13 protein-coding genes are annotated in these 15,910 nt (G+C 64.5%); 8 read left to right on the top strand and 5 right to left on the bottom strand.

Annotation, left to right across the window (positions count from 1 at the left end; genetic code table 11):
- Positions 1 to 39: 39 nt before the first annotated feature.
- Positions 40 to 1,335 carry an MmgE/PrpD family protein gene (locus tag G0P99_RS00595; RefSeq protein ID WP_164126730.1) on the top strand — a complete coding sequence of 432 codons (1,296 nt, stop codon included), beginning with the start codon at positions 40 to 42 and terminating at the stop codon, positions 1,333 to 1,335.
- Positions 1,336 to 1,500: 165 nt separating this feature from the next.
- Here the strand turns inward: G0P99_RS00595 and G0P99_RS00590 are convergent, their stop codons facing one another.
- The 4 genes from G0P99_RS00590 to G0P99_RS00575 form a co-directional block, all read right to left on the bottom strand.
- Positions 1,501 to 2,682, bottom strand: coding sequence for an ammonium transporter (locus tag G0P99_RS00590; protein ID WP_164126729.1), 1,182 nt, complete (start codon positions 2,680 to 2,682; stop codon positions 1,501 to 1,503).
- A 118-nt stretch (positions 2,683 to 2,800) separates the two neighbouring features.
- Complete coding sequence (locus tag G0P99_RS00585) at positions 2,801 to 3,316, bottom strand: CinA family protein (RefSeq protein WP_164126727.1); 516 nt, start codon at positions 3,314 to 3,316, stop codon at positions 2,801 to 2,803.
- Positions 3,313 to 3,810, bottom strand: coding sequence for a phosphatidylglycerophosphatase A (locus tag G0P99_RS00580; RefSeq protein WP_164126725.1), 498 nt, complete (start codon positions 3,808 to 3,810; stop codon positions 3,313 to 3,315). The genes G0P99_RS00585 and G0P99_RS00580 overlap by 4 nt, the downstream gene beginning before the upstream one ends.
- Positions 3,807 to 4,940: a bifunctional 2-C-methyl-D-erythritol 4-phosphate cytidylyltransferase/2-C-methyl-D-erythritol 2,4-cyclodiphosphate synthase gene (locus G0P99_RS00575; RefSeq protein ID WP_164126723.1), complete on the bottom strand. Its 1,134-nt coding sequence runs from the start codon at positions 4,938 to 4,940 to the stop codon at positions 3,807 to 3,809. Before G0P99_RS00575 ends, G0P99_RS00580 begins: the two co-directional genes overlap by 4 nt.
- 237 nt (positions 4,941 to 5,177) lie before the next feature.
- On the opposite strand from G0P99_RS00575, the gene dusB reads away from it, so the two are divergent.
- From dusB to G0P99_RS00550, 5 genes are all read left to right on the top strand, one after another.
- On the top strand, positions 5,178 to 6,107 hold the full coding sequence (dusB, locus tag G0P99_RS00570; protein ID WP_239059625.1) for a tRNA dihydrouridine synthase DusB: 930 nt from the start codon (positions 5,178 to 5,180) through the stop codon (positions 6,105 to 6,107).
- Entirely contained in the window at positions 6,104 to 7,183 is a 1,080-nt protein-coding gene (locus G0P99_RS00565; protein WP_164126719.1) for a nitrogen regulation protein NR(II), read from the top strand. The genes dusB and G0P99_RS00565 overlap by 4 nt, the downstream gene beginning before the upstream one ends.
- Positions 7,183 to 8,556: a sigma-54 dependent transcriptional regulator gene (locus G0P99_RS00560; RefSeq protein ID WP_164126717.1), complete on the top strand. Its 1,374-nt coding sequence runs from the start codon at positions 7,183 to 7,185 to the stop codon at positions 8,554 to 8,556. Before G0P99_RS00565 ends, G0P99_RS00560 begins: the two co-directional genes overlap by 1 nt.
- A 99-nt stretch (positions 8,557 to 8,655) precedes the next feature.
- Entirely contained in the window at positions 8,656 to 10,941 is a 2,286-nt protein-coding gene (locus G0P99_RS00555; RefSeq protein WP_164126715.1) for a PAS domain-containing sensor histidine kinase, read from the top strand.
- Positions 10,938 to 12,347 (top strand): sigma-54 dependent transcriptional regulator, encoded by a 1,410-nt coding sequence (locus tag G0P99_RS00550; RefSeq protein ID WP_164126714.1) that lies wholly within the window; start codon positions 10,938 to 10,940, stop codon positions 12,345 to 12,347. The genes G0P99_RS00555 and G0P99_RS00550 overlap by 4 nt, the downstream gene beginning before the upstream one ends.
- An 8-nt stretch (positions 12,348 to 12,355) precedes the next feature.
- On the opposite strand, the gene G0P99_RS00545 is transcribed toward G0P99_RS00550, so the two are convergent.
- Positions 12,356 to 12,832 (bottom strand): hypothetical protein, encoded by a 477-nt coding sequence (locus G0P99_RS00545; RefSeq protein WP_164126712.1) that lies wholly within the window; start codon positions 12,830 to 12,832, stop codon positions 12,356 to 12,358.
- 98 nt (positions 12,833 to 12,930) lie between these two features.
- On the opposite strand from G0P99_RS00545, the gene trkA reads away from it, so the two are divergent.
- Both trkA and G0P99_RS00535 read left to right on the top strand, forming a co-directional pair.
- A complete protein-coding gene (trkA, locus tag G0P99_RS00540; RefSeq protein ID WP_164126710.1) occupies positions 12,931 to 14,307 on the top strand; it encodes a Trk system potassium transporter TrkA in 1,377 nt (458 codons plus the stop codon).
- Entirely contained in the window at positions 14,307 to 15,848 is a 1,542-nt protein-coding gene (locus G0P99_RS00535; protein WP_164126708.1) for a TrkH family potassium uptake protein, read from the top strand. The genes trkA and G0P99_RS00535 overlap by 1 nt, the downstream gene beginning before the upstream one ends.
- Positions 15,849 to 15,910: the final 62 nt, after the last annotated feature.

Genomic DNA, 15,910 nt, shown 5'->3' with positions numbered 1-15,910 from the left:
CCTCTTTACGCGGGTCCGTCCGACGCTAGACTGCGCGTCATGCCAGAGTTGACACGCACCCTTTCCGAATTCGCCACCGGTTCCATCACCACGACACCTGCCGCCCGGCTGGTCACGTCATTGTCCGCCCTTGACTGGGTCGCGGTCGGCCGCGCGGGCGCCGACGAGCCGGTTTCGCGGATCGTGCGCGACATGGTGCTGGAGGAGGGTGGCGCGGGCCAGGCGCGGCTGTTCGGAGGGGGCGCGGCGCCGCTGCGCGGCGCGGCGCTGGTCAATGGCACGGTGTCGCATGCGCTCGACTATGACGACACGCATTTCGCGCATATCGGCCACCCTTCGGTGGCGGTGTTTCCGGCCGCGCTGGCCATGGCCGAGGCACGCGACGCGGCGCTGGTCGAGCTGCTGGAGGCCGCGCTGGTGGGCATGGAGCTGTCGGTGCGCGTGGGGCTGTGGCTGGGGCGCGGGCATTACCAGGCCGGGTTTCACCAAACTGCCACGGCGGGCGCCTTTGGTGCGGCGGCGGCGGCGGGGCGTCTGGCCGGGTTCACCGCCGCGCAGATGGCACAGGCGCTGGGACTGACGGCGACCCGGGCCGCGGGGCTGAAAGCGCAGTTCGGCACCATGGGCAAGCCCTATAACGCGGGGATTGCGGCGGCGGCCGGGATCGAGTCGGTGCAACTGGTGCGGCGCGGATTTGTCGCCAATCCGGACGCGATGGAGGGCAGTTTCGGGTTTGGAGCGACCCATCACGGAGCGGGGGACCTTTCGGCGCTGGAGGGGTTGGGCGAGACCTGGCTGTTTGAACAGGTCAGCCACAAGTTCCATGCCTGCTGCCACGGATTGCATGCGGTGCTGGAGGCGGCGCGTAGATTGGATATCGCGGAACCCGAGGTGGCGGCGCTGACAGTGCGCACCCATCCGCGCTGGATGAGCGTGTGCAACCAGCCAGCACCCACCACGGGGCTGGGGGCCAAGTTTTCTTACACCACGGTGCTGGCGATGCGGGCGCTTGGACACGATACGGCGCGGCTGGACAGTTATTCGGATGCGGTGTGCGCCGATCCGCGGCTGGTCGCATTGCGCGAGAAGATCGAGGTGCGGGCCGATGACAGCCTGAGCGAGACCCAGGCGCATCTGGAGCTGCTCAGACGCGACGGTGTGCGGCAGGAGGCGGAGCACGATCTGATGGCACCGATGACCCTGTCCGCGCGCGAGGAGCGGGTGCGGGCCAAGGCCGTCAAGCTGATCGGCGGGCGGGTGGCCGACGAGATCTGGGCCATGCTGCGCACCGGCGGGCGGGCCGCTGACTTGGCAGCGCGCCTGGCGGTGGGGTGACGCGGGTATCGCGCGGGGTGCGCGATGCCTCCGGCGGGGATATTTATCGGCAAGAGGAAGGAGGGCCTGCGCGACCGGTTTGAATGGTCGCGGCCCATGAAAAAAGCGGACCCGGGAAGGGTCCGCTTCTTGCCCGTTCGGGCGAGCGAGCGCGCCGAGGTGGGCTCAGCTGCTCATGTCATAGGCCCGCTCGCCATGGACGGAGAGGTCGAGCCCGTTTGTTTCAGTCTCGGCATCTACGCGAAGCGGGGTGATGAGCGCAACCACCTTGATCAACACGATGGTGACAACGGCCGTGAAGACACCCACGATCACCAGCCCGCCCAGCTGCGCGGCCCAGCTGCCAGCGCCAAGCAGGGCGATCATGAGCGTGCCAAAGATACCGCCGACCCCGTGCACGGCAAAGACGTCGAGCGTGTCGTCGATCTTGAGCCAGTTGCGCACCAGGTTCACCGCCTCCTGGCAGAGGATCCCGGCGACGGCGCCGATCAGAAGTGCTGCGGCGGGGCCGACAAAGCCGCTGGCGGGGGTGATCGAGGCGAGACCTGCGATGGTGCCGGTGACCAGACCCACCAGCGAGGCCTTGCCGTATTTGATCCGTTCCCACAGCGCCCAACTGAGCGAGGCGGTGGCGGCGGAGATATGGGTGACGGTCAGCGCCATGGCGGCGCCGCCATCGGCGGCCAGCTGCGAACCGCCGTTGAAACCGAACCAGCCCACCCACAGCATCGCCGCGCCGATCATCACGAAGCCGGGATTGTGCGGCGGGGTGGTGCGGTTGCGGCGCGGCCCAAGGAAGACGGCGATGATAAGGGCCGCCAAACCGGCGGTTTCATGCACGACGATGCCGCCGGCGAAATCCTTGACGCCCGTCTCGCCAAAGATGCCGCCATCGGCCAGCATGCCGCCGCCCCAGATCCAATGCACCACCGGCGCATAGCAGAGCAGCATCCAGAGGCCCGAGAAGGTGAGGACAAAGCCGAAACCCACCCGCTCGACATAAGCGCCGACGATCAGGGCGGGGGTGATGATGGCGAAAGTCATCTGGAAGGCAAAGAAGAGGATCTCGGGCAAGGTGCCGCTGAGGCTGTCGGCGGTCACGCCCGCCAGCATCACCTTGTCCAATCCGCCCCAGAGACCTGATGTGCCGCCGCCAAAGGCGATCGAGTAACCCGCCACCAGCCACAGAATGCTCATCAGGCAGGCGATGGCGAAACAGTGCATGAACACGCTGAGCACGTTGCGGGCGCGCACGAGGCCGCCGTAGAACAGGGCAAGGCCGGGCAGGGTCATGAAGAGGACCAGGGCCGTGGCCACGATGATCCAGGCGGTATCGGCTCCGTTCATGGGCCGCTCTCCTTTGCTGCGAAAACGAGTGGTGAGAGCGGTTGAGCGGAAATCAGGCGCGGGAAAAAGAGGCAGGTGGGTGCCGGGGCGCCCAAAAATGACGCTTTTGTCAAAGTGATTAATTTTTGCGCGGCTGTTCTGGCTGTTTGCCTGTTTTGGGGTCGATCAGGGAAAGTCCCCGGTCCAGCAGGGCCAGCGCATGGTCGCGGGCGGCTCGGCGCACCGCGTCGCGGCCCAGGGCGCCGAACTCGACGGTTTCGGTTTCGGTGGCGAAGCCTTCGCCCGACAGTCCGAAACAGACCCGGCCTTCGGGCTTGAATTCGGACCCGCCGGGCCCGGCGATGCCGGTTATCGCGACAGCCAGCGTGGCGCGCGAGAAATCGAGCGCGCCTTCGGCCATTTCGCGGGCCACTTCCTCGGACACGGCGCCATGGGCGTCCAGCGTCGTCTGACGCACACCCAGCATGTCGCGTTTGGCGGCGTTGGTGTAGGTGACAAAGCCGCGATCGACCACGGCGGAACTGCCGGCAATGTCGGTGAGCGCCGCCATGACCATGCCGCCCGTGCAGCTTTCCGCTGTTGCGATGGTGACGTTTTGCGCCTTGGCGCGGTCGAGAAGAGCGGCAACGGTCACAGGCCCAGCACTCCGTGAGAGAGCCCTGCGAGCAGGGCGGTGCCGATGGCGGCAAAAGCCCCGGCGATGATATCGTCGAGCATCACGCCCATAGGATCGCCGCGCCGGTCGGCGCGGCCCACCCAGCCGGGTTTGGTGATGTCGAAGAGGCGAAAGAGGACAAAGGCCGAGACCCAGCCGGGCCAGAGCACCGAGATGTCGAGCCCATGCAGCCAGGCGGGCAGCGAGATAGCCCAGAGCGCCAGGAACTGACCGGCGACCTCGTCGATCACGATCTCGGAGGGGTCATGGTCGTCCCGTCCTGCGGTCATCACGCCGGTGGCCCAAAGGCCGCCGAGAAACGCGGCTAGTGTCGCCAGGGCCAGGGCGGGGAAGCCGCCCGCCTGATGGATGAGCCAGGCCAGCGGCAGCGCCGCCAGCGAACCCCAGGTGCCGGGTGCGGGGCGCAGGTAGCCGACACCGCCGACGGTGGCGATCAGTTGGGCCGCGTTCATTTGCGCACCAGACAGGCGGTGGCCAGCGCCGCGATGCCTTCGCCGCGACCTGTGAAGCCCAGCCGCTCGGACGTGGTGGCCTTGACCGATATCCGGGTCGGATCCAGCCCCATGATGCGGGCCATTTCTGCTTGCATCGCAAGGGCATGCGGGCCGATCTTTGGGTATTCGCAGACCAGCGTGCAGTCGATGTTGGACACAGTGAAACCACGCGCACGCACCAGATCGACGGCGTGACGCAGAAAGATCTCGCTGGCCGCGCCTTTCCATTGCGGGTCCGACGGCGGGAAGTGGCGGCCGATGTCGCCCTCGGCCAGCGCGCCATAAAGCGCGTCGGTCACGGCATGCATTCCGACATCGGCATCGGAATGCCCTTGCAGGCCGCGCTCGTGCGGTACCCGCACCCCGCAGAGCATCACGTGATCGCCGGGGCCGAACCGGTGCACGTCATATCCATTGCCCAGTCTTACATCCATGTCCTGCCTCAATATGCGTTCGGCGCGGGCGAAATCCTCGGGCCGGGTTATTTTCAGATTATCCGGTTCGCCCGGCACGATGGCAATGTCCAGCCCGGCGGCGCGGGCGACCTCGACATCGTCGGCGGCGCCGCCCGGATGGGCGGCATGGGCGGCGCGGATCGCGTCATAGCGAAACCCCTGCGGTGTCTGCGCGGCATAGAGGCCGTCGCGGCTGCGGGTGCCGGTGACCAGGTCGTTTGCACCGGTCCAGAGTGCGTCGGTCACCGCGAGGCCAGGGGCCGCCGCAGTGTGACTGTCGAGCGCTTTCAGGACGGCGCCGATCAGCTTGGGCGAGACACAGGGCCGAGCCACGTCATGGATCAGCACCTTGGTGATGCCCAGCCCGTCGAGCGCCGCGAGCCCATTTCGCACCGATCCCGCGCGGTCGGCGCCACCGGGGGCAAGGATCAGCGGTTGTTGCGAAAACTCGGCCCATTCAGCGCGATCCTGAGGGTTCAGGACCAGCACGACATGGCCGATCTGCGGGATTGCGAAACGCTCGAGCGTCCAGTCGACCACCCGGCGGCCCGCCAGCATACGCCACTGTTTCGGCAAGTCGCCCCCGGCGCGGGTTCCGCGCCCGGCGGCGACGATGATGGCGGCAGTCGTCATGGAAATCCTCGGGGTTATTCGGGCCGATGTTTATGAGGTGACGTGTTCGGTGGCAATCACCCGGCGTAAGTTGATTAAAAAATGTGCAGTTGCATATTTCTTCCGCCTTGAGCCCGGCGGTTTCATTGTGCAAAGGGCGTGACCTCATTACCTCTGGTTCAACTGCGCAAGGATTAGGCAGACGTGACCCTGCATCTTGGAGAGAAAACACTGACCTCGCCGGTCCTGCTGGCGCCGATGGCCGGAATCACCGACCGGCCGTTTCGCGACCTGGTCATGGAGTTCGGCGCCGGGTTGGTTGTCAGCGAAATGGTGGCAAGCCAGGAGATGGTTCAGGCCAAACCGGGCGTGCGCGAGCGTGCGGAACTGTCGGCGGATGTGGAGAACACCGCCGTGCAACTGGCCGGGCGCGAGGTGCACTGGATCGCCGAGGCGGCGCGCCAGGTGGCGGATCGGGGCGCCCGGATCATCGACATCAACATGGGGTGCCCGGCCAAGAAGGTGACGAACGGCTATTCCGGCTCGGCCCTGCTGAAGACGCCCGACCATGCGCTGCGTCTGATCGAGGCGGTGGTCGAGGCGGTGTCTGTGCCGGTGACGCTGAAGACCCGCCTGGGGTGGGACGAACATCTGATGAATGCCGCCGACGTGGCGTGCCGGGCGCAAGGGGCCGGGGTGCAAATGGTGACCATCCACGGGCGCACCCGCTGCCAGTTCTATAAAGGCCAGGCGGATTGGGCGGCGATCCGCCCCGTGCGCGAGGCCGTGAGCGTGCCGCTGATCGCCAATGGTGACATAGTCGATGCCGCTACCGCACGGGACGCCTTGACGCAATCGGGCGCGGATGGGGTGATGGTGGGGCGGGGTGCGCAGGGCAGGCCCTGGGCGCTGGCCGAAATCTCAAACGCGCTCTATGGCTCGCCGGCGCCCGAGATCCCGCGTGGCCTGGCGCTGGCCGATATGGTGATCCGGCATTACGAGGCGATGCTGTCCTTCTACGGAACGGACCTGGGGTTGCGCGTCGCGCGCAAGCACCTGGGCTGGTACATGGACGAGGCGGGCACGCCCGCCCCCTTGCGCAAGGCGGTTCTGACCAGCCGCGACCCGGCCACGGTGATCCACCTGTTGGCGGATGCGCTGGTTGCCGGAACGGAGGCCGCGGCATGATCCAGGACAGCGCCATCTGGACCTCGCTGCCGGTTCCGGCCTTTCTGATCGACGAGAATGACCGGATCGCCGATGTGAACTCGGCTGCCGAAGGGTTTCTGAACGCCTCGCGCAAATCGGTGCTGGGCTACCCGATCTGGGACCAGCTGGCCATCGACGCGCCGATCGAGCAGGCGTTTGAGCGCGCACGCAAGCAGGGCACACCGCTGTTTGTCAATGACATCGACGTGGGGTCGGGCAGCCGCGCGCCGCTGCAATGCGGGCTACAGATCGCGCCTGTCGTGGGCCGCCCCGGCACCATGCTGATGCTGGTCAGCCCGCGCGAGCTGGCCGGTCGCATGACCCAGAGCCATTCGGTGAAATCGGCGGCGCAATCGGCCATCGGCATGGCCGAGATGCTGGCGCATGAGATCAAGAACCCGCTGGCGGGGATCACCGGGGCGGCGCAGCTTCTCAGCATGAACCTGGCGGCCGAGGATCTGGAGCTGACCGATCTGATCGTCGAGGAAAGCCGCCGGATCGTGAAGCTCTTGGAGCAGGTAGAGCAGTTCGGCAACCTGAGCACGCCGGATTTCAAGCCGGTGAACATACATGACGTGCTGGACCGGGCGCGGCGGTCGGCGCTCTTGGGATTTGGGGCGCATATGAGCATCGTGGAGGATTACGATCCCTCGCTGCCGCTGGCCTATGGCGACCCCGACCAGCTGTTGCAGGTGATCCTGAACCTGCTCAAGAATGCGTCCGAGGCGGCGCCGGGTGGCGGCACCATCCGCTTGCGGACCTATTTCGAGCATTCGTTTCGCCTGCGCCGCAGTGATGGATCCGGCCATTCGCTGCCGCTTCAGATCGAGGTGGCCGATGACGGGCCGGGTCTGCCGGACGACATTCGCGCCGATATCTTCGACCCGTTCGTGTCCGGGCGCGAGAATGGCACCGGGCTGGGCCTGGCGCTGGTGAGCAAGATCATTTCCGACCACGACGGCTGGATTTCCGTCGACTCGGTGCCGGGCCGCACAGTGTTCCGGCTGTCGTTGCAGCGCGTTCCGAAAGGGCGCCAGGAGAAGGAGAACAACTGATGGATGGTACGGTTCTTGTTGCCGATGACGACAGGACGATCCGGACGGTTCTGACTCAGGCGCTGACGCGCGCCGGGTGCAAGGTGCATGCGACCTCGAGCCTGACCACGCTGATGCGGTGGGTGGCCGAGGGCAAAGGCGATGTTGTGATTTCGGACGTGATCATGCCGGATGGCAACGGGCTGGAGATGCTGCCGAAGATATCTCAGGACCGGCCCGGGCTGCCGGTGATCGTGATCTCGGCGCAGAACACGATCATGACCGCGATTCAGGCGACCGAGGCCGAGGCCTATGACTATCTGCCGAAACCCTTCGATCTGCCGGACCTGATGAAGCGGACGGCGCGGGCGCTGGAGCACAAGAGGCGCGCCTCGCCCGGGCGGCAGGTCGAAGAGGTCAACGAAAGACCCGATGAGCTGCCGCTGGTTGGGCGGACCCCGATGATGCAGGCGCTGTACCGGCTGGTGGCCAAGGTGATGAACACCGATCTGCCGGTGATGATCTCGGGCGAGAGCGGCACCGGAAAGTCGCTGATTGCGCGCACTATCCACGATTTCTCCGACCGCAGGACCTTGCCCTTTGTCACCGTCACGGCCTCGGACCTGCAAGAGTTGGAAGGCCCGGTCCGGGTTCTGGCGCGGGTCAAGGGCGGGACGCTGCTGATCGACGAGATTGCCGATATCAGCGAAGAGATTCAGGCGCGGATCGTCCGGATGATGGATGCGCCGGGCGATTATGTGCCGCGGTTCATGGCGACCAGCCAGACGGACATGGCGACGGCCATGGAACGGGGCAAGGTCCGGCAGGATCTCTATTACCGGCTATGCGGGGCGCCGATCCATGTGCCCTCGCTGCGGGAACGTGTCGACGACATTCCGCTGTTGACCGACTACTTCCTGGCCAAGGCTGAACGCGAGGGCGGGCCGAAACGCTGGTTGAGCAAGGACGCGGCCGAGTTCTTCCGTGTTTATTCCTGGCCCGGCAACGTCCGGCAGTTGGAAAATGCGGTGCGGCGGCTTTCGCTGATTAGCCGGGCCGAGGAAATCACCCGGGCCGAGGCGCAGCAAGTTCTGGGCAATCAGCCGGATCTTGAGCCGGCACTCGGCGGGCGGGGTGATTCCGAAAAACTCTCGGCCTCGGTGGCGCGTCACCTGCGGCGCTATTTCGATCTGCATAGCAATATGCTGCCGCCGCCGGGCCTGTATCAGCGTATTTTGCGCGAAGTCGAAGCGCCGCTGATCGAGATCGCGCTGGAGGCTTCGGGCGGAAATCAGGCGAAATGCGCCGATCTTCTCGGGATCAACCGCAATACGCTGCGCAAGAAGATCACCGATCTCGATATACAGGTGACACGCCGCCGCAAACTGATGTAATATCGCCACACAAAGCGTGGCATCCGGGTCGCATCCCGGCAAGGACCACGAAATATGGCGGTTCGTCGCGCAAGCGGCACATCAGGATGAGGGCAGCAGGTGGCATCCCGGTCACAGAGCGGATCGTTTTTGTCGCTCACCGAATGGCGAAAGACCCGAAAGGCCCGCAATATCGGGGCTTTGGGGCTGGTTGTTCTTGGGCCGGCGCTGACGCTTGCGACCTATCTGGTGACGGGGCCGTTTGATCTGGGCGCCAGTTCGACGACCTTGCGGCTGATCCTGCTGGCGGACCTTGTGTATATCCTGGCGCTTGCGGCGCTGGTGATCTCGCAAGTGGGGCGGCTGGTGGCCGCGCGGCGCGAGAAATCGGCGGGATCCCGCCTGCATCTGCGGCTCATTGGTGTGTTCACGCTGCTGGCGCTGATTCCAACGATCACGGTGGCGGTCTTTGCCGGTCTGACGCTGAACATCGGGCTCGAGGGCTGGTTCTCGGACCGGGTCCGCAATGTGGTTGGGGCGTCGCTGTCGGCGGCTGAGGCCTATGAGCAGGAGCACCGGGAGGGGTTGGAGCAGGACGCCCGGGCGCTTGGCCGCTATCTGGACCAGGCGCGGTCGCTGAACTTCTTCGTCACCGATGCCGAGTTGCGCGGCGTGCTGGCCCAGGGGCAGGCGCAGATTCAGCGCGGCCTGCGCGAGGCCTATGTCATCGACGGTACCGGGCAGATCAAGGCGCGGGGCGACCGGTCTTATCAGTTTGATTTCGAAGCGCCCAAGGCCGAAGATTTCGTGACCGCGCAGGCCAAGGGCACGGCCGTCATTCAGGATTGGGACAATAACGAGTTTCGCGCGCTGGTCCCGTTGCAGGCCTATCTCGACAGGTATCTTTATGTCAGCCGGGTGGTGGACGGCAGCATCCTGAATCTGCTCGACGACACCAAGGAGACGGCGCGTCTGTATCAGCAGCTGGAACACGAGCGTGGACGGGTGCTGTTCGAGTTTGGTCTGCTCTACCTTGGGTTTGCGGTCATTCTGATTCTGGCAGCGGTCTGGCTGGGCTTGTGGTTTGCCGAACGCCTGTCGCGTCCGGTGGGCCAGTTGACCACCGCCGCGCAGCGCGTCGGGGGCGGCGATCTGGGCGTGCAGGTGCCCGAAGACAATGGCGATGACGAGATTGCCATGCTGGGCCGGTACTTCAACCAGATGACGCGCCAGCTGAAAGGCCAGCGCGACGCGCTATTGGAGAATACCCATCAGATCGAGCGCCGCAGGCGTCTGTTCGATTCGGTGCTGAGTTCGGTCACCTCTGGCGTCGTCGGACTTGACGCACAGGGGTGCGTGACCTTTGTGAACCGCTCCGCCGCGCGGCTATTGGATTGGTCGGGGGACGAGCACAGCCTGGCGATCGGGATCGCGGTTCCCGAGTTTCTGCCGCTGTTCGAAGGGCTGCTCGCGAGCGGTCAGGAAACCGTTCAGGCCGAAGTGAAGGTGACCCGCAAGGGCCAGTTGGAGAACCTGCTGGTGCGCATGTCGACACGCCGGGGCGAGAGTGAAACGCTCGAAGGATACGTGATCGCCTTTGACGATGTCACCGATCTGGTCAGTGCCCAGCGGATGGCGGCCTGGGGCGATGTGGCGCGGCGCATCGCGCATGAGATCAAGAACCCGCTTACACCGATCCAGCTGAGCGCCGAGCGCATCAAGCGCAAGTTTTCCCGCAAGCTGGACGAAGAGGATTGCGACAGCCTCGTCTCCATGACCGATGTGATTGTTCGCCAAACCAACGACTTGCGCCGGATTGTCGACGAGTTTTCGAAATTCGCCCGCATGCCTGAACCGGACCGGCACGAAGAGGATCTGACCAAACTGGTGCGCGAGGCCACGCTGTTGCAACAGTCTGGCCAGCCGAACGTGCATTTTGTGGTGGATATTCCGGACGAACCGGTGATGAGCAATGTCGATGCGACCATGCTGGGCCAGGCCCTGACGAACCTGATCAAGAACGCAGGAGAGGCCATTGAAACTCTTCAGAAAAAAGGCGCACCTGATAACTTGAAACCGGAAATCCGGGTGCGACTTGACGGGGATGGCCCGGGTATCCTGGTGACCATCGCGGATAACGGGATCGGGCTGCCCGAGGATCGGGCGCGGCTGTTCGAACCTTATGTAACGACACGCGACGAGGGCACCGGTCTTGGCCTGCCCATCGTCAAGAAGATCATCGAGGAACATGGCGGGACGCTTCAGCTGGAAGATGCGCCCGTTTTTGAAGGGCAGGATCATTTTGGCGCGATGGCCGTGATCCGGCTGCCGGCCTATGAGCCGGCGCAAAAGTCCGCGACCCTAAGACAGGCGGCCAGGAGCAAAATGAAAGCAGGGACGATATGAGCGATATCCTGATTGTTGATGACGAGCGCGACATTCGTGAACTGGTGTCGGACATCCTTGAGGACGAAGGGTATGCGACCAGGCTGGCGGGCAACTCCGAAGAGTGCATGGCCGCCATCAACGCGGAACCGCCCGGGCTCTTGATCCTGGATATCTGGCTCAAGGACAGCCGGATGGACGGGATCGACATCCTCAAGGCGGTGAAGCGGGACAACCCGGATGTGCCGGTGGTGATCATCTCGGGCCATGGCAATATCGAGATCGCCGTGGCGGCGATCAAGCAGGGCGCCTATGACTTCATCGAAAAGCCGTTCAACATCGACCAGCTGATGGTGGTGATCCGGCGAGCGATGGAAACCTCTCGCTTGCGTCGGGAGAATGCGCAGTTGAAGCGGCGCGAAGTCTCGACCGCCGAGATGATCGGCCAATCCGCCGCATTCCGGGCGATGGTCAACCAGCTCGACAAGGTGACCAAGTCGAACGGCCGTGTCATGTTGCGCGGGCCAGCGGGGTCCGGCAAGGAGATCGCCGCGCGCTATATCCACGCCCATTCCAACCGGGCCAATGCGCCATTTGTGACGGTGAACTGCGCCGGTGTCGAACCCGAGCGGATGGAAGAGGTCCTGTTCGGCCGCGAGACGCCGGAGCGTGGCGTCGAGCCGGGCCTGTTGGAACAGGCGCATGGCGGGGTAATTTTCTTCGACGAAGTGGCGGACATGCCGCTGGGCACCCAGTCAAAGATCCTGCGGGTTCTGGTCGATCAGCAGTTCCAGCGCGTCGGTGGTGCCGACAAGGTCCGGGTGGACCTTCGGGTGATCTCATCGACCAACCGGGATCTGGAAGCCGAGATCCAGGCGGAACGGTTCCGCCAGGAATTGTATCACCGCCTGAACGTGGTGCCGATCGCGGTCCCCTCGCTTGAGGATCGCCGCGAGGATATTCCGGTTCTGGCCGCGCATTTCATCGAAGCCTGTCACCAGAGCCAGGGCCTGCCGCTGCGGGAAATCAGCGAGGAGGCGATTGCCTTGATGCAGACCATGCCGTGGCCAGGCAATGTGCGCCAGTTGAAGAACCTGATCGAACGGGTTCTGATCCTGGGCGAAGGCACAGACCCGATCGAGGCCAAGGAATTGCCGAGCAACGAGGAAAAGGCCGAGGAAGGGCGCGTGGTACTGTCCGGCGCGCTGGCGACACTGCCGCTGCGCGAGGCGCGCGAGGCGTTCGAGCGGGAATACCTGCTGACCCAGATCAACCGGTTTGGCGGCAATATCAGCCGCACTGCCAGCTTTGTCGGTATGGAGCGCAGCGCGCTGCACCGCAAGCTGAAGTCGCTGGGCGTGGTGACCTCGGGCAAGTCGGGCGCGCGGCTGGCCTTTGCCGATGACGAGGTTGAGGCGGCTGAATAGCCGCCCAACTAGCTGGCGACGGGTGTAACCACCTGGATGGACCCGTCTTCGAACTTTACGACACAGGATTTCGGCCCAAGCGCAGGCAACTTGGCCGATTTGACCGGTTGAATCTGGGCCGCGACGTTCTGGCTGCATGTGGGCAGTTGCACCGGGGCATAGCCCTTGTCCGCCATGCATTGCTGTTCCACGCGCCCGCGCAGGCCGGCATTGGGATCGACGGTATAGACGTTGCCGGGCTCCCACCAGCCGGGCGTGGTATAGCACTGGCCTGCCGAATTGCAGACCGTGCGCCCGGGAAAATAGATCGGCGGGCTTTGCCGGACCTGCGTGGCCACCGGCGCGTCGCGCAACGCCTTGACCTGGCAATCCGTCGTCTCGGATTGCATGCGCGAGACGCTGACGCCTTCGCGATAGTAGATCGACAACGGGCCGCAGCCGGACAGAATCAACGCGATAAGAGAGAGAACATAACCGGGTTTCATAACCGCAAGATTGGCACCAACACGCGGCCAAGACAATTGAATTGACCCCATCGCGGCCTTCTGTCATTCAAAAAACCTCAGGCAAAAGGGGCCAGAGCATGAAGGTCATCATCTGTGGTGCGGGGCAGGTTGGCTGGCAGATCGCACGCCATTTGTCGGGCGAATTGAACGATGTCACCGTGGTGGACAACAACCCCGATCTGGTGCGGCGCGCCACCGAGACGCTGGATGTACAGGGGATCGCCGGTTTTGCCTCGTACCCCGATGTTCTGGAACGGGCGGGCGCGCGGGACGCGGACATGATCATCGCGGCGACCTATTCCGACGAGGTGAATATGGTCACCTGCCAGGTGGCCCATTCGGTGTTCGGCATCCAGCGCAAGATCGCGCGGCTGCGGTCGAAATCCTATCTGAACGCAATCTATTCCGATCTCTACCGGCGCGAGCATCTGCCCATCGACGTGGTGATCAGCCCCGAGCGCGAGGTTGCGGCGGCGGCGATGCGCCGCCTGTCGGCGCCTGCGGCCTTTGACACCGAGGTGTTCATGGGCGGCATGGCGCAGCTGGTGGGCCTGTCGGTTGACGAGGAAAGCCCGATCATCAACACGCCCTTGCGGCAGTTGACCGATCTCTTCTCGACCCTGCGGGCCATAGTGGTCGGTATCCGGCGCGAGGGGACCTTGTTTGCCCCGGAACCGGGCGACCAGATCTTTGCCGGGGACGAATGTTATGTCTTCTGTCATGTCGATGACGTGAGCAGAACGATTGAAGTCTTTGGCAAGACGCAGAAAAAACAAGATCGCGTTGTCATCGTCGGCGGTGGAAACGTGGGGCTGGAAGTGGCCCGCGCGCTGGAAGAGCACAAGGGCCGCATTCACGCGAAGGTGGTCGAGCGGGACCGCCGGAATGCGGAACGGGCCGCTGAAGCGCTGGAGCGTACCATCGTGCTGCATGGCGACGGTCTGGATGCGGCCCTGCTGTCCGAGGCGGGGATCGACCGGGCGGATGCGATGCTGGCCGTTACCGACGACGACCGCACCAATCTGTTGGCGGCAGTGCGGGCCAAGGCCGCCGGATGCCGCCTGGCCATTGCCCTGATCAACGATCCGACACTGGTGGCGCTGATGGGGCCGCTGGGCATCGACGCCTATATCAACCCGCGCGCGACCACGGTCAGTTCCATTCTGCGGCATATCCGGCACGGGCGGGTGCGTCAGGTCTATTCGATCGGAGACGCCGAGGCCGAGGTGATCGAGGCCGAAGTGCTGTCGACCTCGCCGATGGCGGGCCAGCGGCTGCGCGACATCGACTTTCCCGAAGGGGTTCTGGTCGGGGCGGTCTGCAAGGATGGCAAGGTGGTCCGGCCGACCGGAGAGCTGCGCATCGAAGAGGGGGATGCAATCGCGCTCTTCGCCATGGCCGACGATGTGCCCGAGGTCGAGCGGCTGATGCAGGTCTCGATCGATTTCTTCTGATGGTTCAGCGCAAGCAACAGGAGGAGCAGGGATTGTTGCGGCGGTTGCCGCTGTTCCTGCTGGTCTGGGGCGCGTTTTCGATCAGCATGTGGGTCCCGTCGATCTATGCGCTGGTGCTGAATGACCACGAGACCTCGCGCTCGTTCTTGTATTCCGGGCTGCTTGGCGTGATCGTGGTGACCATGGTGGCGCTGGCGCGGGCAGGGCGACCGTCGCGCCACGGGGTGTTGGGGCAGTTGCTGGCGCTGTTGTCGACCTTTGCGGTCTTGCCCTTGTTTCTGGCGATCCCGTTTCACGATGCGCTGAAGACTACCAGTTTCCTGAACACCTATTTCGACATGGTGAGCGCGATCACCACCACCGGGGCCGAGATGTTTCCCGACCCCACGCGGCTGAGCCAACCCTTGCATCTGTGGCGGGCCCTGGTTGGCTGGCTGGGCGGGCTGGTGATGTGGATTGCCGCCTCGGCCATCCTGGCGCCACTGTCGCTGGGCGGGTTCGAGGTGACGGCTCAGGGCCAGCCGGGCCGGATTGTCGCCGGATCGGGGCAGGGCGGGAAGGTAGACAGCCGCGGCCGCCTGATCCGCATCGCCATTACGCTGGCGCCGGTCTATGCCGGGTTGACGGTGATCGTTGCCATCCTGTTGCTGGCGTCGGGAGAGGCGGAACTGACTGCTGTCTGCCATGCAATGTCGATCATGGCGACATCCGGGATATCGCCGGTCGGCGGCCTGTCGGGATCCACCGCCGGGTTGACGGGTGAGGCGATCCTGTTCCTGTTCATGTTCTTCTCGCTGTCGCGGCTGACGTTTTCGTCGGACACGGCGACACGCGGATATACGCGGCTGGACCAGGATCCGGAGTTTCGCATCGGTGTGCTGATCGTGGTCAGCGTTCCCCTGCTGCTGTTCCTGCGGCACTGGTCCGGCGCGATCGAGATCAACTCGGCCGAAAACCTGGGGTTGGCGCTGCGGGCGTTGTGGGGCGGGGTCTTTACGGTCTTGTCGTTCCTGTCGACCACCGGGTTCGAATCCGCGGACTGGGAAGAGGCGCGGCAATGGTCCGGGCTTGGAACGCCGGGCATGATCCTGCTGGGCCTGTCCGTGATCGGCGGCGGTGTGGCCACGACCGCCGGAGGCGTCAAGCTGCTGCGGGTCTATGCGCTTTACCTTAACGGGACGCGCGAGTTGCAACGGTTGGTCTATCCCTCGTCGGTCAGTTCCGCCTCGGGCAAGAACCGCCGGATTCAGCGCGACGGGGCCTTTATCGCCTGGGTCTTCTTCATGCTGTTCGCGATTTCACTGGTTGCGGTCTGCGTCGCGCTGGCGGCGACCGGCTCAAGCTTTGAGCAGGCCATGGTGCTGAGCGTCGCCACGTTGAGCACCACCGGACCCCTGATCGAGATCGCATCGGAAGAGCCGATCCGCCTGATCGAGATGACGGTTGCGGCCAAGATGATCCTGAGCGCCGCGATGATAATTGGCCGACTGGAAACGCTGGCGATCATCGCGCTGATCACCCCGGCCTTGTGGCGGAATTGACCTATCCGAAGCACGGCCCGATATGTTTGCCTTTTTCGGCTGGCAAATCCGTAAACAGGACT

This window comes from Ruegeria sp. PrR005 (genome assembly GCF_010500245.1).
Classification (GTDB): domain Bacteria; phylum Pseudomonadota; class Alphaproteobacteria; order Rhodobacterales; family Rhodobacteraceae; genus Ruegeria_B; species Ruegeria_B marisflavi.
This window is presented reverse-complemented; position numbering and strand designations above follow the sequence as displayed.